Source organism: Mesorhizobium sp. P2_F7 (genome assembly GCF_056403695.1).
In genome coordinates this window covers 273270-291360 of record NZ_JBFUFA010000002.1, presented here as the reverse complement: position 1 = coordinate 291360, position 18091 = coordinate 273270, and the positions used below count along the sequence as shown (strand labels likewise).

Genomic DNA, 18091 nt, shown 5'->3' with positions numbered 1-18091 from the left:
CAGCCCTGCGCCGGAACGCGAAACGATCCGGGGGATGACGGCCGCAACAAAAAAGCCGGGCTGAGCCCGGCTTTGTCTTCAAGTCGCCCTACGGCTTACGCCGACAGCAGCGCACTTTCGAGCGTGGTGAGCTGGCTAAGGAACTGCTCGGCCTTGCTGCGGGACTGATCGTCCTTGGCGTCGGCCGCGTCTTCCTTGGCGTCCTGGATACGGCGGGCGAGGTCGGCGCGGTCGATGTCACCGACGGCAACCGCCGATTCGGCCAGCAGCGTGCAGCCGGCCGGAACGATATCGGCAAAGCCGCCGAACACCACATAGCGCTCTTCCTTGCCGCCGACGGTCTTCACTGTGACGACGCCCGGCTTGATCGTGGTCATGACCGGAGCGTGATTGGCCATCACGGTCATCTCACCCTCTGCGCCCGGGATGACGACGGCTTCAACCTGCTCGGAAACCAGCAAACGCTCCGGCGAGACCAGTTCGAATTGGAAAGCTTCAGCCATGTCAATTTAGTGAGTAGGGAATAGTGAGTAGGGAGTAGGGAGAGAGGACAACGATCCGATCACCCAGCTGCTATTCACTACTGACTACTGACTACTCCCTATTGCCTTGATTATGCCGCTTCCGCCGCGAGACGCTGTGCCTTCTCGACGGCTTCGTCGATACCGCCGACCATGTAGAAGGCGGCTTCCGGCAGGTGATCGTAGTCGCCGTTGCAGAGGCCCTTGAAGCCCTTGATGGTGTCGGCGAGGTCGACCAGCTTGCCCGGCGAACCCGTGAACACTTCGGCGACGAAGAACGGCTGCGACAGGAAGCGCTCGATCTTGCGCGCGCGGGCCACCGTCTGCTTGTCCTCTTCCGACAGCTCGTCCATGCCCAGGATGGCGATGATGTCCTGCAGCGACTTGTAGCGCTGGAGGATCGACTGCACCTGGCGGGCGACCTGATAGTGCTCTTCGCCGACAACCATCGGGTCGAGCATGCGCGAGGTCGAATCGAGCGGATCGACGGCCGGATAGATGCCCTTTTCCGAGATCGCGCGGTTGAGCACGGTCGTCGCGTCAAGGTGAGCGAACGAGGTCGCCGGCGCCGGATCGGTCAAGTCGTCGGCGGGCACGTAGATCGCCTGCACCGAGGTGATCGAGCCCTTGGTCGTCGTGGTGATGCGTTCCTGCAGCGCGCCCATGTCGGTGGCGAGCGTCGGCTGATAACCCACGGCCGAAGGAATACGGCCGAGCAGCGCCGACACTTCCGAACCCGCCTGCGTGAAGCGGAAGATGTTGTCGACGAAGAACAGCACGTCCTGGCCCTGGTCGCGGAAATATTCGGCGACCGTCAGACCGGTCAGGCCGACGCGGGCACGCGCGCCCGGCGGTTCGTTCATCTGGCCATAGACCAACGCTGCCTTGGAGCCTTCGCCGCCGCCCTTCTTGTTGACGCCGGACTCGATGAATTCGTGATAGAGATCGTTGCCTTCGCGGGTGCGCTCGCCGACGCCGGCGAACACCGAGAAGCCGCCATGCGCCTTGGCGACGTTGTTGATCAGCTCCTGGATCAGCACGGTCTTGCCGACGCCGGCGCCGCCGAACAGGCCGATCTTACCGCCGCGGGCGTAGGGCGCCAGCAGGTCGAGAACCTTGATGCCGGTGATCAGGATCTGCGCTTCCGTCGACTGTTCGACATAGGACGGAGCCGGCTGGTGAATGGCGCGCATTTCGATGCCGTCGACCGGGCCTTCTTCGTCGACCGGCTCGCCGATGACGTTGATGATGCGGCCGAGCATGCCGGGGCCGACCGGCACGGTGATTGGCGCGCCGGTGTCATAGACGTCCTGGCCGCGAACCAGACCTTCGGTGGAGTCCATGGCGATGCAGCGCACGGTGTTTTCACCGAGGTGCTGGGCAACCTCGAGCACCAGGCGATTGCCGACATTGGTGGTCTCGATGGCGTTCAAAATGGCCGGCAGGTGATCGCCGAACTGGACGTCGACGACCGCGCCGATGACCTGGCGGACCTTGCCGACAACGCCGGTCTTCTTGACAACGGTAGCCGTCGTCTTGGCTGCCGGAGCCTTGGCCGGGGCCGCTGCCTTGGCGGGCGCAGCCGCCGTCTTGGCCGAAGCGGCCTTCGCCGCTGCTGCCGGAGCCTTTGCCGCCGCTTTGGGAGCTGCCGCCTTCGGGGTCGCTGCTTTCGCCATCGTCTTTACCCTTTTCGTCCTTTGTTTCTCACGCTCCACCGGAAGGTCGATAACCCTCTGGCGGTCGCGCCTAGAGCGCCTCGGCGCCCGAAATGATTTCGATCAGTTCCTTGGTGATCTGCGCCTGCCGCTGGCGGTTGTAGGTGATCGACAGCTTGTTGATCATGTCGCCGGCGTTGCGCGTGGCATTGTCCATGGCGCTCATCTTGGCGCCCATCTCGCCGGCTGCGTTTTCAAGCAGCGCGCGGAAGACCTGCACCGAGATGTTGCGTGGAATGAGGTCGGTCAGGATTTCACCCGGCTCCGGCTCGTACTCGTAGACGGCATTGCCGCCGGCGGTCGCCTCGGCCGGGGCGGAAGCGATGCCGGCCGGGATGATCTGCTGTGCCGTCGGGATCTGGCTGATCACCGACTTGAACTGCGAATAAAACAGCGTGCAGATATCGAAGCCGCCTTCGCCGAACAGATGGATGACCTTGCGGGCAATGGCGTCGGCATTGACGAAGCCAAGCGTCTTGACCTCGCGCAGATCGACGCGTTCGAGGATCATCGAAGCGTAGTCGCGGCGCAGGATATCGAAACCCTTCTTGCCGACGCAGATGATCTTGACCTGCTTGCCATCGGCCAAAAGCCGGCGGATATGGTCGCGGGCGAGACGCGCGATTTGCGAATTGAAGCCGCCGCACAGGCCGCGCTCGGCGGTGCAGACGACGAGCAGATGCACATCATCCTTGCCGGTGCCGGTCATCAGCGCCGGGGCATCGCCGCCGCCGCCGATCGCCTGCGTGATGTTGGCCAGCACCGCGCCCATTCGCTCGGAATAGGGTCTAGCTGCTTCCGCAGCTTCCTGCGCGCGGCGCAGCTTCGCCGCGGCGACCATCTGCATCGCCTTGGTGATCTTCTGCGTCGCCTTGACCGAGGCGATACGGTTACGAAGGTCTTTTAACGAAGGCATGCTTCAAACCTGATCCCGTGCGTCCGGCTTTTCTCAAGCAAAGGTCTTGGCGAAGGCGTCGATCTCAGCCTTCAGCCTGGCCCGCAGATCGTCCGACAGCGCCTTTTCCTTGCGGATGCCGTCCAGCACGTCCTTGCCGGCCGCGCGCATGTGGTTGAGCAGGCCATGTTCGAACTTGCCGACCTGGTTGATCGCCAGCTTGTCGAGATAGCCGTTGACGCCGGCGAAGATCACCGAAACCTGTTCCTCGACCTTGAGCGGCGAAAACTGCGGCTGCTTCAGGAGTTCCGTCAGGCGCGAACCGCGGTTAAGCAGGCGCTGGGTGGCGGCATCGAGGTCGGAGCCAAACTGCGCGAACGCAGCCATTTCGCGGTACTGCGCGAGCTCGCCCTTGATCGAGCCGGCAACCTGCTTCATCGCCTTGATCTGCGCCGACGAACCGACGCGCGACACCGACAGGCCGACGTTGACCGCCGGACGGATGCCCTGGAAGAACAGGTTGGTTTCAAGGAAGATCTGACCGTCGGTGATCGAGATCACGTTGGTCGGGATGTAGGCCGACACGTCGTTGGCCTGCGTCTCGATGATCGGCAGCGCGGTCAGCGAACCGCCGCCCAGATCGTCGTTGAGCTTGGCGGCGCGCTCGAGCAGGCGCGAATGCAGATAGAACACGTCGCCCGGATAGGCTTCGCGGCCCGGCGGGCGGCGCAGCAACAGCGACATCTGGCGATAGGCGACGGCCTGCTTCGACAGATCGTCATAGCTGATCAGCGCGTGCATGCCGTTGTCGCGGAAATATTCGCCCATGGTGGCGCCGGTGAACGGCGCTAGGAACTGCATCGGCGCCGGATCGGAAGCGGTGGCGGCGACGATGATCGAATATTCAAGCGCGCCGCGCTCTTCGAGAACCTTCACGAACTGCGCAACGGTCGAGCGCTTCTGGCCGATAGCGACGTAGACGCAGTAGAGCTTTTCCTTCTCCGGGCCGCTTTCGTGGACCGCTTTCTGGTTGAGCATCGTGTCGAGAATGATGGCGGTCTTGCCGGTCTGGCGGTCACCGATGACCAGCTCGCGCTGGCCGCGGCCGACCGGGATCAGCGCATCGATGGCCTTGAGGCCGGTCGACATCGGCTCGTTCACCGACTTGCGCGGGATGATGCCGGGCGCCTTGACGTCGACGCGCTTGCGTTCGGTCGCCTTGATGGGGCCCTTGCCGTCGATCGGATTGCCGAGCGCGTCGACGACGCGGCCGAGCAGGCCCATGCCGACAGGCGCATCGACGATGGCGCCGGTACGCTTGACGGTGTCGCCTTCCTTGATGTCGCGGTCGGCGCCGAAGATGACGACGCCGACATTGTCGGCTTCGAGGTTGAGCGCCATGCCGCGGATGCCGCCGGGGAATTCGACCATCTCGCCGGCCTGGACATTGTCGAGGCCGTAGACGCGGGCGATACCGTCACCAACGGACAGCACCTGTCCAACTTCGGAGACCTCGGCCTCCTTGCCGAAATTCTTGATCTGGTCTTTCAGAATTGCGGAAATTTCCGCGGCGCGGATGTCCATCAGCCGACCTCTTTCAGTGCAAGCTTGAGCGAATTGAGTTTGGTTTTGAGCGACGTATCGATCTGGCGCGAGCCCATCTTGACCACCAGCCCGCCGAGCAGCGACGGATCGACCGTGACCGAGATGGCCACGTCCTTGCCGGCGACGCTTTTCAGCGCGGCCTTGAGTTCGGTCTGCTGGGCCGCCGTCAGTTCATGCGCCGAAGTGACCTCGGCAGCGGTCTCGCCGCGATGCTCGGCGGCGATCTGGCGGAACGCCTTGATCATTCCGGGCACGGCGAACAGGCGCCGGTTGCGGGCGACGACGCGCAGGAAATTTCCGGTCAGGCCGGTGATGCCGGCCTTGTCGGCGATCGCCGCGATGGCCTTGGCCTGGTCCTCGCTGGAGAACACCGGGCTGCTGATGAGGCGGGTCAGGTCGGCGCTGCCATCCAGCATCGTTGCGAAGCTGTTGAGGTCGGCCTCGACCTTGGCCACCGAATTGGACTGCAGAGCGAGTTCGAACAGCGAACCCGCGTAGCGTTCTGCGACACCTGAGATTGGCGATGACGATTGAGCCACGGACCGTCTTTTCTCTTGTCTGACAGGCCGCAGATTGTTGGCGCGAGCAAAAACTCTGGCTAAATCTTTGACCTTACTAAGTTTTTCCAAGCACGGAGACGCGGCTTCCGCTATCCCCGGCCGAAAGTCGATTGCCGTCTAGCACAGGCATTTTAAGACCGCAATGCGTCGTTCCGCATGCTTTTCAGGCACTATTGTCGCATCCGGCGGCTGAGTTCAACCAAAGCCTTCGAATCGGCCGCCGATTCAGGGCAGAAAGCCGAAGACGAAGGCGAGCGGCAGTGCGGCCAGCACCAGCTCGACAATGATCGACGCCCAGTTGAAAGGCGTGTTGGCGCCATCCGACATCATCGACAGCAAACGGCCGAAAGCGGTGAACAGCCAGGAGAAGCCGAGCGCCATATAGAGCCATGGCTGCGCCAAAAGGATGCAGCACAGGCTGACGCCGAGATAGAAGCCCGACATGCGGCCGCGCGCTTCGGCGATCGCCGCTGCCTTTTCCGGTCGAACCTGCAGCCGCAGTATCCGGAAGGCGAGACCGGGCATGAGGAAAAACAGCAAGCCCAGCGCCAAGGTGACCACGGCGCTCGACCACGCCAGCCACTCGCCCTGGCTGGTTGGCCACGGAAACGCAAATTCCATTGTGTCTCGCCCCCCTCGCAGCAATTGCGGAATTGAATGTCACCTCTCGCGGAAGTCAAGCTCGCAGCCGACACATCGATGTTTCACCAAAGCCTTGCTGGAAAATGCCCCCTGTGAACGACCGTCTTCGCAGCCCGATATTTATGTTGTGTAAGCAAGTCCAGGCAGGCAAGCATTCCCGGCGCAATTTCTTCACCAGTATAGATTACCTGACTTGCCGCTGGGGAAGCCAAGTATTATCGTATCGATATTTGTTTTGTCGACCGCTTGTTCATATTAGCATCTTCACATGTTTCACGATCACTTGTGAAATCTGCATGGACGGAGTGCGGCAGGCAGAATCTCAGATGCGGAGACGATCATGCCGGTGCTTTTCCGGGCGTTGAACCTGGCCAGAATCTGGGTCGCCGCGGCAGCCCTTGCCGGGATCGCGCAAGGCGCGCGCGCCGACTGCATCGCCGAGCGGCCGACGGCCATGGTTCCGGCCGACCCCTTGATCTGCCGCCAGCTCGAGCCCACGATCAGGAAACCTTCGGCACTGTCCCTGGGAGACTACGAAAACAAGCTCAACCAATATCTGGGCAGCTACTGCTACCGCGACGAGGCTGCCGGATGGGTGCACGACAAATTCGTGCGCCAGGCCGGACCGCGCATCGCGACCCTGGTCAACGGCGCCTGGCAGGGCAAGGATTTCGGAACCCATGCGCCTGTCATGATCTGGTATTCGCCCGAAATGGCGGACTGGCTTCGCAAGAACCGCTCGGCCGAGGGCGAGGTCGATCATCCGCCGCCGGTGCCCGATGGCGCCATCATGGTGAAAGAGATGTTCTCGGAACCGGCATCCGATTGCCGGACGGTCGATCCCGTCAGGCTTTTTCCTACCAGCGGCGCCGCGATCATGATCCGCGATGCCGGCGCTTCTTATGACGGCTGGTTCTGGGGTTGGTACGGCTTTGGCAGCCAGAGCGGCTGGACTCCGGATTGGCCGGCCCTGCCGGCCGACAACAACAGCCTGCCCAATATGGGCTTTGCCCAGTACTGCATGAACTGTCATGCCTCGGCGGCCGATAGTCTGACCTTCGCGTCTCCCAAGAACATCGCCGGAGAGCCGGGCAAGCCGCTCAACTATCTCGCACAGGATTTCTTCACCAGCGAGCCGGCCCCGACCTTGCACCAGACCGTTGTTTTGCCGGTCAATGCCAGCCCACGCCTTGGCCAACCGCTCTACAGTCCGAACGCCGATGTCGTCGCCGCGCTGCAGGCCTATGTGCGCGAAATGCCGACCTATGACACGGTCTCGCGAATGCCTTCCGAAACCTATGACAACACCTGGGTCGGGGCCAAGGGGCCTGACCCATCCGACACCTTCCTGACCTCCAGCCAGTGTCTCGGTTGTCATGATGCCGGCAGCACCGGGCTGCAGTTCGACATGACCAAGCCGAACCCGCATGGCGACGGCCTGATCAATATGTCGCCTTTTGCGACCTGGCGAACCTCGCCGATGGGCCTCGGCGGCCGCGATCCGATATTTTTCGCGCAGCTGGCGAGCGAGACGCAAAGCTTTCACCCCAAAATGTCCGGCGTCGTGCAGGATGTCTGCCTTGGCTGTCACGGCATAGGCGGTGAGCGCCAGTTCCACATCGACGAGAAGGCGCGCACGGGCACATGCGAACTGTTCTCCCGCGACATGGTCGATGCGGTGCCGTGGCCTGCGGACAATCCGGGCGCCGCGCATGCCAATTACGGCATGCTTGCCCGTGACGGCATCACCTGCACGACCTGTCACCGCATGGTGCTCAACAGCAAGGCCAGCGAACCGCTCGGCGATCGGCCGCAGAACGCCTGCGTCGACGAGCGTCAGGCGCTGCTCAATCCGCATGCGACCGGCTTTGCCAAGACCTTCACCGGCAGCTTCATGGTCGGTTCGCCCGATACACTCATCGGGCCCTTCGAGAAACCGGAGGTCGGGCCGATGCATACCGCTCTCGGCATCAAGCCGGTTCACGACGCCACGATCATGAGTTCCGAGGTTTGCGGGACCTGCCACACGGTTCATTTGCCGGTTCTTCAAGGCACCGACACGCTGGCGCATATCTATGAGCAGACCACCTATCCGGAATGGGCATTCAGCGCTTATCGAACCGGTAGCACCCCCGACGGGTCGCTGCCGCTTGGCCCCGGCGCCACGCCGCGCAGCTGCCAGAACTGCCACATGCCGTCGGCGGAAAAGGACGGATCGCCAACGACGAGCAAGATCGCCAGCATCCAGGAGAACCTCAATTTCCCGCAGACAGAATCCAGCAACGCGCCGGACCTTATGGCCCGCGAGGGCTTTGCCCGCCACACGCTGGTTGGTCTCAATGTCTTCCTGGTCAAGATGGCGCAGCAGTTTCCCGACGTCTTCGGCATCAGGACGCGCGATCCGATGATGGGCAAGAAGGCTCTCGATCCTCTCGTCGTCACCGAGCAGGCGATGCTGGACATGGCGTCGCAGACAACCGCCACGGTCGCCGTCAGCGATATTGCCATGACGGCCGATACGCTTGATGCCAAGGTGACGGTGAAAAACCTGGCCGGTCACAAATTTCCCTCCGGCGTGGGTTTCCGGCGTGCATTCCTCACCTTCAGCGTGCTCGACCAGAACGGTGAGCAACTCTGGGTCTCCGGCCGAACCAACGCCGCCGGCGTGATCACCGACGCGGACGGCAAGCCGCTCGATGGCGAGCTGTGGTGGAAGGACGACTGCTCCGGCCGGGTCTATCCCGGCGAGCGGCCGCACCAGCCGCACTACCAGAAGGTCACCCGGCAGGATCAGGTTCAGATCTATCAGGAACTGGTTTCCACACCGCCCGCCAATACGCCGAATCCGATCTGCGACGCGGCCGCGAAACCGCAAGGCGAGCTGACGACCAGCTTCCTGTCGATCTGCACCGAGGTGAAGGACAACCGGATTCTGCCGGCGGGCTTCCTGCCGCTCGAAGGCCGCCTCGAGATCGCCAAGGCCCTTGGCGCGGATGAAGAACTCGCCGTCGATGTCGGCACCACCGCCGTCGAGGACGATCCCGACTATGTCGATGGCAGCGGCAGCGACACACTGAGCTACTCGATACCGCTTGCCGATCTGCCGATGGGCGCGCATCCGGCCAGCGTCGAGGCGAACCTCTATTATCAGGCGACGCCGCCGTCCTTCTTGCAGGACCGGTTTTGCACCGCCAAGGGACCCGACACCGATCGCCTGTATTTCCTGACTGGGCATCTCAATCTCGCCGGCACGGAAGCCGACGGATGGAAGCTGAAAGTGGTCGGCAGCGGAACTGTCGCCGTCGCCGCGCCGCCCTGATAAAAGCTTCCCTGGAACTGCGTCAGGGCAGCATGAATTCCACCGCTTCCTCGGCATGGATGCGCGTGGTGTCGAAAACCGGAATGTCGAAATCGCGCGCGCCGATCAGCATGGTGATCTCGGTGCAGCCCATGATGACGCCGTCGATCTTTTCATCGCGCCGCAGGCGCGCGACTTCATCGATGTAGGCCACCTTCGACGGCGCGCTGACGATGCCCTGGCAGAGCTCGTCATAGATCACCCTGTGCACCATGTCGCGCCCGGCCTGATCCGGCACCACCGGCTGCAGCCCATATTTCTCCGTCAGCCGGCCCTTGTAAAAATCCTGCTCCATGGTGAAGCGCGTCGCCAGCAACGCCGGCCGTCTGACGCCGGCGCCCTTGACCGCAACCGCCGTGGCATCGGCAATGTGGATCAGCGGGATCGACACCGCCGCCTGCACGTGGTCGGCGAGCTTGTGCATGGTGTTGGTGCAGATCAGCAGCCCTTCGGCGCCGCCCGCTTCCAGCTTGCGCGCCGCCTCGGCCAGCAGCACGCCTGCGCCGTCCCAGTCGCCATGATGCTGCCGCTCGGCGATCTCGGCGAAGTCAAAGGAATGGAGCAACAGCTTGGCCGAATGCAGCCCGCCCAGCCGCTCGCGCACGATCTCGTTGAGCAAGCGGTAGTAGATGGCTGTCGATTCCCAGCTCATGCCGCCGATGAGGCCAAGGGTTTTCATGGGAGCTGTTCCTTTCGCGGTCTAGTTCCTATATTATGACCACATGAGACTACAAGGAGGGCCGCTATGAAAACCATGCAGCTTCGGGAGGCTAAGGCAGGACTCTCGGCACTGGTCGAAGCCGCTGGAAAAGGCGAGCCTACTATCATCACCAAGCATGGCAAACCGACTGCCATGGTCGTCCCGATCGATGAGGGACGAAAGCTCTATCCGCAGGACAGCCAAAAAGCCTTTGTCGACTTCCTGCTCCAGTATCCGGGCGGCATTGAGCTTGAACGCAACGAATCACCGTCGCGGGAGGTCGACTTTTGAGCGGCTACCTGCTTGATACGTCTTTCCTCTCGGTCTTCGAACCCGACCGTGCCCCGCTCGCCGGTCACATTCACAAGTGGGTTGCAGAACAACGAGAGCGTGGCACCTGGCACCTGTCGTCAATCGTTGTTCTGGAAGTGGAAAGAGGCATTGCGAAACTGATTCGGTCTGGCGGGGTCGCAAAAGCAGAACGCCTCAGCCTTTGGTTCGAAAGCCTGGTCATTGAATTCGACCAACGCATCATCCCGGTCGACGCAGCCGTCGCGCGGGAAGCCGGACGGCTGGAAGATGCCACGATCGGCAGAGGCTTCAATCCAGGCTTGGCAGATGTGTTGATCGCAGCGACTGCCCGTTTGAACGATCTTTCCGTGCTGACAGCCAACGTCCGGCATTTTGCCACTCTGGGTGTGCCTTACTTGAACCCGTTCTCCGAGGAAGACCCAAAAGTGTAACCTGCGGTCCACAAAAGCCCTGCAGGGGCGATGTCAATCTGAATGCCCACCGCGTAACTTCAGCCCGTCCACCGCCCAAATGTTACCGCGCGCCCGATTCGGTCATCCTCGCATTGGCGCCGAGATGATGCAGGCTTTGTGTCGTGTGCCTCGAGCCCCAGGCAACCGGTGGGTCGGGCAGATCGAGATCGAAATGCGCCCGCCCGAGCAGCGAGTTGACGATCTTGGCGCTGCGCCAGGCCATCAGGCTGAGCTGCGGCTCGGCTATGCCGTGGCTGAGCCGACCGGCATTGAGCGCGTAGATCCGACGGTCATCGGGCCCGTCCCATTCAACCTCGAAGCTGGCGTTGAGCCGGTAGTGGCCGCGCTCGTCCAGCGCGATCCTGTCCATCAGCGGCGCCATGCAATCGGGAATGGCGAAGGCATAGCCGGTGGCCAGCACCACCGCGTCGACGGTGCGCGTCTCGATGGCGCCGTCGAAGCCGTTGCGCATGATCAGGCGGTATTCGCTGCCTTCCCGTGTCACGTTCAGCACTTCGCGGTGCGGTGTCATGTTGACCGCCGTCGTCTCCTCGGAGAGATGCCGCAGCGTGTAAAGTTGGCGGTAGATCGCCTTCAGCGTGCTCGTCGATGCGCCGTCTCCGGCAAGCAGCTGCTGTTCCAGGATGGTCTCGCGCCGGCCTTGCGGCAGCCGATGGAAGTTTTCCACATAGCCCGGCGTGAACAGCTCGTCGGTGAACGGCGAGTCGTCCAGCGGCAGGAAATTCGGCCGCATCGAGATCCACTCGATCTCGCAGCCGGCGAAGCGGTCGGAGGAGATCAGATGCAGCAGCACTTCGGCGCCGCTCTGGCCGCCGCCAATGACGGCAATGCGCTGCCCGGTCAGGCGATCGAGACGGTTGGCGGCCTCAGCGTTGTGGAAGCATTGGTCGGAGGCCGCGGCCCGCGCCCAGGCAGGGATGTTGGGCTTCAGCCCGACGGCGATGGCTAGATTGCGCGCGCTCACCGCCTCGCGACCGATGCGGAGCCTGAAATTCGTTCCGTCGAAGTCGATCTGGTCGACGGCGCTGGCGAAGCGCAGCGATGACAGGTGCTCGCCGACCCATGCCAGGTAGCGGGCGAATTCCGGCCGCGGAATGGCGGAGAAATCGGCGTTGAGGAATTCATAGAACCGCTTCTGCGCGACGAGATAAGACATGAACGACCACGGACTGGTCGGATGCGTCGCGGTGACGAGGTCCTTGAGGAAGGACGTCTGCAGTTCGACGCCCGGCAGCATCATGCCGGGGTGCCATTCAAGCCGCGCCGCCCGGTCGAAGAAGCGCGCTTCGACGCCGTCCACCGCATCGAGATGGGCAGCAAGGCTGAGGTTGAACGGCCCGATGCCGATGCCGGCGAGGTCAAGTGCTTGGGTCATGGCGAACTCCTTCTGGAGCTGGCTGGGCCGATGGGAGATCGCCGGGCTGACTCGGGTTGAGCGGATTGTCGAGCGGTGTGCCGAGGTCGGGCAGAGGGCGTTCGCCGCTATCGCCATAACCGATCGCGAAGCGCACCTTGTTGATGGCGATGCGCGGAATTTTTGGTGCGAACAGGTCGAAAAGCGCGAACCGTTCCGCCAGCTCCGGGTTTTGCGCCTGATAGCGCCGGATGGCGCCGGCGAGGATGGCGTAGAAAGTCCTCTCGTCGAAATGGTCATAGGCGGCCAGCGCCTCGGACAGGAAGCGCAGGACGCTGACGATGTGGCCGGTCTGCAGATGCTGGAGAAGATGCGCCGGCGGCCGGCGCTTCAGCGTCGACAGGATTTTTGGATCGAGGCCGGCCAGTTCGGGAAACGCCTGGTCGACGAGATCGAGGTCGCCCTGGAAATCCTTGACCGCCACGCCGACGGGCGTCGCGCCGTCGAGGATGATGGTGACGTTCTGGCCATGGGCGATGAAGCCGACGCCGTAGCGGCACATGAAATGGTAGAGCGGCACGAAGACCGTGGAGAACAGGCGGTCCAGCCAGGCCTCCGGGCCAAGGCCGGAATGCTCGACCAGGGCGCTGGCGATCGGCCTGCCATGCGCGTCACGCTGCGGCAGCGCGCCCATCATCATCGCCCGCTGGCCCGTGGCCAAATCCTTTTCGGGGCTTTCGCGCCAGATGGCGCCCAGCATCTCGCAAAACTGATAGGGGGCGCCTTCGACGCCGGTGTAGTGCGGATGCGGATAGAAAGCGCCGGCGACTTCCTTCAGCACCTTGACGTTCTTCAGCACCGGGTCCGCGGCCGCCACCGTACCCAGCCAGCGCGACAGATCGGCGCCGATCGCCATGTATTTTCCCGGCACGCCGCGCCAGGCCGAGGTGTTCAGAATGGTCAGCGGCAGCTTGACGTGCAGCACCCCGGGCCGTGCCGCATTGGCAAGCGTGCGCAGCGACTGCAACGGCAGGAACGGGTCGCCGAACGGGCCAAGCGGCACCAGCCGGCCGGCGGCAATCTCGCCACCATATTGTGAAGCTATCATCGCCTGCCACTGCCAGGGGTGAACCGGCAGCAGCCGGTGCGTCGACCGCGAGACCCCGGCGGCGGTGACGGCCGCTTCGAGCCTTGCCCGCTCCTCGCCGCCAAGCACCGCCTGCAGCAGCGTCTCTTCGTCAATCTCGCTGTCGAGCGCCAGCAGGCAACGGTCGCGCGCGGCGGCAAGCCAGAAGAGCTGAATGGCCGCGGCCGATTCTGGCGCGTAGCGCTCGAAATCGCCCCGCCCCCAGCCGAGCCGGCCCTTGTTGGCGGGGGCCTTCGGATGGCCGTCGAGCAACGCCTGCAACTCGGTATCCGGCAGGTCGGCGAGTTCGGCCGCCTGCCGGCCGCCACGCGCCTTGGCGATGCTCATGTCTGCCATCAGCGTGTTGTAGAGTTCCTTCGCATAGGTGCAGAACGTTGCCGGCGACATGCCGAGCGTCTCGCGCGCATCGGCGAAGAAGGCGACCGCATCGTCCACCGGCAGCTCGATGCCGGCATCCCGCGTCAGCGTCTCCGGGCGGACGGCGATCTGGCCCCACAGCCGCCGCGTTGCGGCAAAGCGATAGGTCACGCCCGGGCCGGGCGACAGCTCCCATCGCCCGGGCGAAAGTTCGCGCGGCGCAAGGCACTCCTCGAAGGCCAGTTCGGAAATGGCCTTGGCGACCGCCTCGCGGTTGATCGCGGTCCAACGTGTCCCCGCCTTGGCGATCGGTTGCTGCACCGTCACAGCGGCACCTCGCGGAAGAAGCGCTCCCGTTCGCAGCAGACCAGCGCCGCGCGCTTGTGCGGAAAGTCGAACTCCTTGACCTTGTCGTAGGCGGCGTCGGCGCAATAGCTCAGCATCTTCTGGTGTGCGGCGCGCGGCTCGCCGACGATGCGCTGCGTGCGCGGCTCGTCCAGGAACAGATAGTGGGTGACGGATCGGAACAGAGCCAGCGTCTTCGGCCGGCCGAGATGGCGCGTATTGCCGATCAGCCCATGCCAGCCGCGGTCCCAGTCGAGCGACTCGTAATAGGGCCCGAGCCGATCCTCCTTGGCCCAGTAGAACTCGAAATAGCCGGTCGGCTCGCCGTCGAAGCTGGCGATAACGCCGAAAATATGCGGATCGCTTTCCTGCTCGGCCAGATATTTGTCGAGCGCCTCATGGCTCTGGGCAAGCTCCCAGAAGAAGGCGACGCGGCCATCGTTCATCCAGCGATGGAAGAGATCGAGATCGGTCCGGCGGTCGATCGGACGCAGCGACACGGTGAGGCCGATTTCGGGTATCCAACGCTCGTACATCGGACCGCAGGGCCGCGGTTGCCGCAAAGGCGGCAGCCGGTCTTCCGGGCCGATCGCGGTTGTCAGCGCCGGATAGGTCACATGCGAGGCCTGGCTGCGCCACAGCAGCGGCAGCTGGCGCAGGACCGAGCGATGGATGACGGCGCGTTCCGGTTCGCCCGCTGCCAGCTCGGTGGCCAGCGTCGAAACCGGCCACAGTGTCTTGGCCGCCGGCAGGAAGGCGCGGTCGAAGGAGGGATGCAGGCGCAGCGCTGCATCGACGAGGCCCGCCAGGATCTGCGGCTGGTCGAGACGGCCGGCGGCGAACGCGACGTCGTCGATGAGCAGGCGGCCATCCGCGATGGAGATGCGGGCCTGTCCGACCGCTGTTCCGTCAGCGCCGACCAGGCTGACATGCCCATCCCCGGCACGGATGGCGAGCGGCTCCGCGGTGGAGGCCAGGTGCTGCCATCCGTCGTTGCCGGCAGCGGTGGCGGGTGACCAGTTTTTCGCAGCCTCGATGTTCATGCGTACTCTCTCACATGCAGGGGGTTGGGAAGCTCGACGTAACCGGCCAGCGGGTCGGTCACCTCGGTGTTCTCATTGATGTCGCGCAGCGCGATCAGGAAATTGCCTTTGGCGGCGAGCGTCGGCGCGTTGAGCAAATAGTCGACGCAGGACCGGTCGGCCATCGGCGCGGCGGCCAGCCGCTCGAGCGAGCGGCGGAATATCGCCAGCAGATCGTCTTCGTTGGTGAGGCCAGCGGCGGCAAGGGCTGCGATGGCGGCGAAGGCGCCATTGACGATCAAATAATAGCCGAACAACTTGGCGGCCGCCGCCGCCGGAAAGACATGGTCTCCCGCCTGACCGGCCTCGGGCAGGAATTCGCGCAGCCTGGGCAGGAATTCCTTGACATAGCCGGTGCCCTGGCAGTCGCGGAAATAGAGTGCATTCGGCCAGCCTCCGGAAAGACCGACGACGAGATTCTGCTGGTGGGCGCCGAACAGCAGGCCGAATTCCGAGAAGGCGATGATGAACGGCTCGATGGCGGTTTCGAGGAACCGCTCGAACCATAGACGCGCCGTCTCCTTGACCGATCTTTTCTCGTCGCGGGCGATGCGGCGGATCAGGTCGGACAGATGGCTCTCGCTACGGCCGGGATGGCGCTCGCAAAGCGCGCCGAGAACGGCAGCCCGCGGACAGCCCGCGCCGCGGAAAGGATTTTCGCGAAACGAGACGATTGTGTCCGTCATCAGCCGGCCGCCCTCGTCGCGCAGGCCGAACCAGGCCGGCTCGCCCAGCACCGTCATGGTCGGACAGCGGCTCTGCAAGGCGTCGCCAAGGCTGCCCTTGACCAGCCGATGGACCGAAAGGCCGCGCCGGCATTCATGCTCCTCGACGATGCGCCGGGAATTGGTTAGCCGCAGGCTGAGTGAGAATTTCAGCATCCACTCGGCCTCAGCTGAATGAATCGTACGCAGCGACGTCGTGGCCCGCCAGGCCGGTCCGCCGAGCCCGAGATCGACGATGCGGCCCGTGCGGAACAGGCTCTCGACGCGGTCTTCCAGCATCAGCTGTGCGGCCTGCCACGGATGCATCGGGACGAGAACCTTGCTCGGCGCCCGGTCGGCACGGGCGAGCAACTCCGGGTCGCTGACGGCGAGCCCGCGGGCCATGTCGGTGATTTCAAGCGGTTCGACGCTGCCGCCGGCGAGGATGGCCGCGTCGACGGCCCACCAGCGCAGTTTGAACGCATAGCCGTACTCATGTCCGAAGCGCTCGGAATCAATCTGCGTGAACTCTTCGCGGCTCATCGGCGCCGGATGCACGGCATGGCCGAAGCGCAGCGCGCTTTCGGCTTCGATGAAATCCGGATCGGCTTCGGAGAAGGGCCGCGACGATCCGCGCGCCGCAGTTGCCTCAGTGATCGCGGCGATGCTGGCCAGGCTGCGGCGCAGGAAGGTCAGCCGGCTTTTCGGTGTCGCCCGGCCGGCAATGTCAGGCTCCGCCAGGATAAGCGCCAGAAGACTGAAAAGGTCGATCTCGGTCGCCTCGCCATCGGCATCGAGCCGCCACAGCGGCATCGCGAAATCATGGTAGCCGACCTTCGAGCGATGCCGCGCCTCGAGGAGCACAGCGGCGCGCGAGGCAGGGAAATTCAGCCGCAACACGGCCGCTTGCGGCCGGAACAGCCCGGTTTGGCCCCCGCCGATGAATTCCCAGCCATCCCATTCCCGCAGCAACGCGTTGAGGAACGGGCTCAATGCAGAGGAAGTTTCTGGCCTTACATTTTGCATACCCGTCCTCGTTAATTTGATACGATACTGTATATATAATATATTATACTTTTGTGACTCCAAATATTTCTATTGATTATCACGCACAAACGAGAAATAAGCTTTTCGTCGTGATGAGTAATATAAAAAATCGATCTTCGCTTCTGCGCCGACTCGCAATCGCGGTCTCCGCGATCGGTTTCGGCCAGTCGGCCTTCGTGTCGCTCGTTCCCCTGGTGATGGAGCGACTGAGGCTCGACACGTTTGCCATCGGCGCGGCAACCGCCGTCGGTGCGGCGGCCTTCCTGGTCGGCTCGCCGCTGTGGGGCCGCATGGGCGAACGACTTGGCCACGCCAGGCTGTTGCGCCTGCTTGGCCTCGCCATGCTGGCCGGCCAGGCGGTGTTCGCCATGCTGCTGATAGCCGGGACCAGCGCCGCGCTCGGCATCGCCCTGCTGACGCTCTCGCGCTTCGTCTACGGCTTCGCCGCATCGGGCGTCATGCCGACGGCGCAAGTCTGGGCCAGCCGCTCGGTCGCCGATGACAGGCGGCAGGCCGCGCTGGGGCTGCTCGGTGCCGGCGTCAGCATGGGACGGCTGGCCGGCGCGTTGCCGGCGGCGGTCGCCGTGCTGTCGCCGCTGCTGCCGCCCATCCTGTTCCTGTTCAGCCCGCTGCTGCTGTGGTTGGCGCCGGGCAGAGAGCAAAGCGGCGGACAGACCGATGGGAAAGTTGCCGATGCCGGCCGTGGAATATCGCCATTCGACCGCCGCGCTCTGCCTTGCCTGGCGATGGGCTTGTGCCTGACGCTGGGCTTCGGACAGGTGCAGATGATGCTTGGCCCGATGGTCCAGCAGCGCTTTGCCCTTGGCGCGACGCAGGCCACGACGGTGACCGGCCTCGCTTTGATGCTGGTGGCCATCGTCATGGTTCTGGTTCAGGGGCTGGTCGTGGCACGCTTGCGGCTGGCCGAGCGCAACAGCGTTGTCGTCGGCTGCGCCCTGGTTTGTGCCGGCATGACGATGCTGGCCGTCGCGGCCAGCCATGTTGTCTCGGCTGCGGCCCTGGTGGTGGCGGCTGCCGGCATTGCGCTGGCGACGCCCGGCTACACCGCCTGGCTGATGAAGCGCCTGCAACCCGGCGAGCAGGGCGCGGCGGCCGGTTGGCTGACCAGCACCCATGTGCTCGGCCAGAGCATCGGCGCGGTTGCGGGAGGCTTTGCCTTCACGCTCTGGCCCTTTGCGCCGCTGGCCGGCTGCGCGGCGCTGGCGCTGGCCGCCGCCTGTCTCGCCGCCATGGTTCGTGAGCACTAGCGAAAC

15 protein-coding genes are annotated in these 18091 nt (G+C 63.9%); 4 read left to right on the top strand and 11 right to left on the bottom strand.

Annotated features, from left to right (window positions below; genetic code table 11):
• Positions 1–95 precede the first annotated feature (95 nt).
• From AC1DZ8_RS06620 to AC1DZ8_RS06595, 6 genes are all read right to left on the bottom strand, one after another.
• Complete coding sequence (locus AC1DZ8_RS06620; protein WP_477309779.1) at positions 96–503, bottom strand: F0F1 ATP synthase subunit epsilon; 408 nt, start codon at positions 501–503, stop codon at positions 96–98.
• Between the two features lie 110 nt (positions 504–613).
• On the bottom strand, positions 614–2197 hold the full coding sequence (atpD, locus tag AC1DZ8_RS06615; protein ID WP_477309780.1) for a F0F1 ATP synthase subunit beta: 1584 nt from the start codon (positions 2195–2197) through the stop codon (positions 614–616).
• 70 nt (positions 2198–2267) lie between these two features.
• Positions 2268–3152 carry a F0F1 ATP synthase subunit gamma gene (locus AC1DZ8_RS06610; RefSeq protein ID WP_477309781.1) on the bottom strand — a complete coding sequence of 295 codons (885 nt, stop codon included), beginning with the start codon at positions 3150–3152 and terminating at the stop codon, positions 2268–2270.
• Positions 3153–3185: 33 nt separating this feature from the next.
• Positions 3186–4715 (bottom strand): F0F1 ATP synthase subunit alpha, encoded by a 1530-nt coding sequence (gene atpA, locus AC1DZ8_RS06605; RefSeq protein ID WP_477309782.1) that lies wholly within the window; start codon positions 4713–4715, stop codon positions 3186–3188.
• Positions 4715–5275, bottom strand: coding sequence for a F0F1 ATP synthase subunit delta (locus AC1DZ8_RS06600; protein ID WP_477309783.1), 561 nt, complete (start codon positions 5273–5275; stop codon positions 4715–4717). The genes atpA and AC1DZ8_RS06600 overlap by 1 nt, the downstream gene beginning before the upstream one ends.
• Positions 5276–5521: 246 nt before the next feature.
• Entirely contained in the window at positions 5522–5917 is a 396-nt protein-coding gene (locus tag AC1DZ8_RS06595; protein ID WP_477309784.1) for an AGROH133_08824 family phage infection protein, read from the bottom strand.
• A 361-nt stretch (positions 5918–6278) separates the two neighbouring features.
• Here AC1DZ8_RS06595 and AC1DZ8_RS06590 point away from each other — a divergent pair, with 361 nt between their 5' ends.
• Positions 6279–9257 (top strand): hypothetical protein, encoded by a 2979-nt coding sequence (locus AC1DZ8_RS06590; protein ID WP_477400552.1) that lies wholly within the window; start codon positions 6279–6281, stop codon positions 9255–9257.
• A gap of 22 nt (positions 9258–9279) precedes the next feature.
• Here AC1DZ8_RS06590 and AC1DZ8_RS06585 read toward each other — a convergent pair whose 3' ends face one another.
• Positions 9280–9975, bottom strand: a complete 696-nt coding sequence (locus tag AC1DZ8_RS06585; protein ID WP_477309786.1) for an aspartate/glutamate racemase family protein — start codon at positions 9973–9975, stop codon at positions 9280–9282.
• A 66-nt stretch (positions 9976–10041) separates the two neighbouring features.
• On the opposite strand from AC1DZ8_RS06585, the gene AC1DZ8_RS06580 reads away from it, so the two are divergent.
• On the top strand, positions 10042–10287 hold the full coding sequence (locus AC1DZ8_RS06580) for a type II toxin-antitoxin system Phd/YefM family antitoxin (protein WP_477309787.1): 246 nt from the start codon (positions 10042–10044) through the stop codon (positions 10285–10287).
• Positions 10284–10739, top strand: coding sequence for a PIN domain-containing protein (locus AC1DZ8_RS06575; RefSeq protein ID WP_477309788.1), 456 nt, complete (start codon positions 10284–10286; stop codon positions 10737–10739). Before AC1DZ8_RS06580 ends, AC1DZ8_RS06575 begins: the two co-directional genes overlap by 4 nt.
• Positions 10740–10821: 82 nt before the next feature.
• Here AC1DZ8_RS06575 and AC1DZ8_RS06570 read toward each other — a convergent pair whose 3' ends face one another.
• The 4 genes from AC1DZ8_RS06570 to AC1DZ8_RS06555 are packed head-to-tail and all read right to left on the bottom strand — an operon-like array spanning position 10822 to position 16763.
• Entirely contained in the window at positions 10822–12156 is a 1335-nt protein-coding gene (locus AC1DZ8_RS06570; RefSeq protein WP_477400549.1) for a lysine N(6)-hydroxylase/L-ornithine N(5)-oxygenase family protein, read from the bottom strand.
• Complete coding sequence (locus AC1DZ8_RS06565) at positions 12140–13966, bottom strand: IucA/IucC family protein (RefSeq protein WP_477309790.1); 1827 nt, start codon at positions 13964–13966, stop codon at positions 12140–12142. The genes AC1DZ8_RS06570 and AC1DZ8_RS06565 overlap by 17 nt, the downstream gene beginning before the upstream one ends.
• Positions 13963–15027, bottom strand: a complete 1065-nt coding sequence (locus AC1DZ8_RS06560; RefSeq protein ID WP_477309791.1) for a GNAT family N-acetyltransferase — start codon at positions 15025–15027, stop codon at positions 13963–13965. Before AC1DZ8_RS06560 ends, AC1DZ8_RS06565 begins: the two co-directional genes overlap by 4 nt.
• The gene (locus AC1DZ8_RS06555) at positions 15024–16763 is read right to left on the bottom strand and encodes an IucA/IucC family protein (protein WP_477309792.1); all 1740 of its coding nucleotides are present in this window, start codon (positions 16761–16763) and stop codon (positions 15024–15026) included. Before AC1DZ8_RS06555 ends, AC1DZ8_RS06560 begins: the two co-directional genes overlap by 4 nt.
• 146 nt (positions 16764–16909) lie before the next feature.
• Between AC1DZ8_RS06555 and AC1DZ8_RS06550 the strand changes: the two genes are divergently transcribed.
• Positions 16910–18085: an MFS transporter gene (locus tag AC1DZ8_RS06550; RefSeq protein WP_477400547.1), complete on the top strand. Its 1176-nt coding sequence runs from the start codon at positions 16910–16912 to the stop codon at positions 18083–18085.
• Positions 18086–18091: the final 6 nt, after the last annotated feature.

Excerpts from the sequence above, each read along its gene's own strand:
- AC1DZ8_RS06620 (WP_477309779.1), bottom strand. The coding sequence starts at position 503 with ATGGCTGAAGCTTTCCAATTCGAACTGGTCTCGCCGGAGCGTTTGCTG.
- atpD (WP_477309780.1), bottom strand. The coding sequence starts at position 2,197 with ATGGCGAAAGCAGCGACCCCGAAGGCGGCAGCTCCCAAAGCGGCGGCA.
- AC1DZ8_RS06610 (WP_477309781.1), bottom strand. The coding sequence starts at position 3,152 with ATGCCTTCGTTAAAAGACCTTCGTAACCGTATCGCCTCGGTCAAGGCG.
- atpA (WP_477309782.1), bottom strand. The coding sequence starts at position 4,715 with ATGGACATCCGCGCCGCGGAAATTTCCGCAATTCTGAAAGACCAGATC.
- AC1DZ8_RS06595 (WP_477309784.1), bottom strand. The coding sequence starts at position 5,917 with ATGGAATTTGCGTTTCCGTGGCCAACCAGCCAGGGCGAGTGGCTGGCG.
- AC1DZ8_RS06590 (WP_477400552.1), top strand. The coding sequence starts at position 6,279 with ATGCCGGTGCTTTTCCGGGCGTTGAACCTGGCCAGAATCTGGGTCGCC.
- AC1DZ8_RS06585 (WP_477309786.1), bottom strand. The coding sequence starts at position 9,975 with ATGAAAACCCTTGGCCTCATCGGCGGCATGAGCTGGGAATCGACAGCC.
- AC1DZ8_RS06580 (WP_477309787.1), top strand. The coding sequence starts at position 10,042 with ATGAAAACCATGCAGCTTCGGGAGGCTAAGGCAGGACTCTCGGCACTG.
- AC1DZ8_RS06570 (WP_477400549.1), bottom strand. The coding sequence starts at position 12,156 with ATGACCCAAGCACTTGACCTCGCCGGCATCGGCATCGGGCCGTTCAAC.
- AC1DZ8_RS06560 (WP_477309791.1), bottom strand. The coding sequence starts at position 15,027 with ATGAACATCGAGGCTGCGAAAAACTGGTCACCCGCCACCGCTGCCGGC.
- AC1DZ8_RS06550 (WP_477400547.1), top strand. The coding sequence starts at position 16,910 with ATGAGTAATATAAAAAATCGATCTTCGCTTCTGCGCCGACTCGCAATC.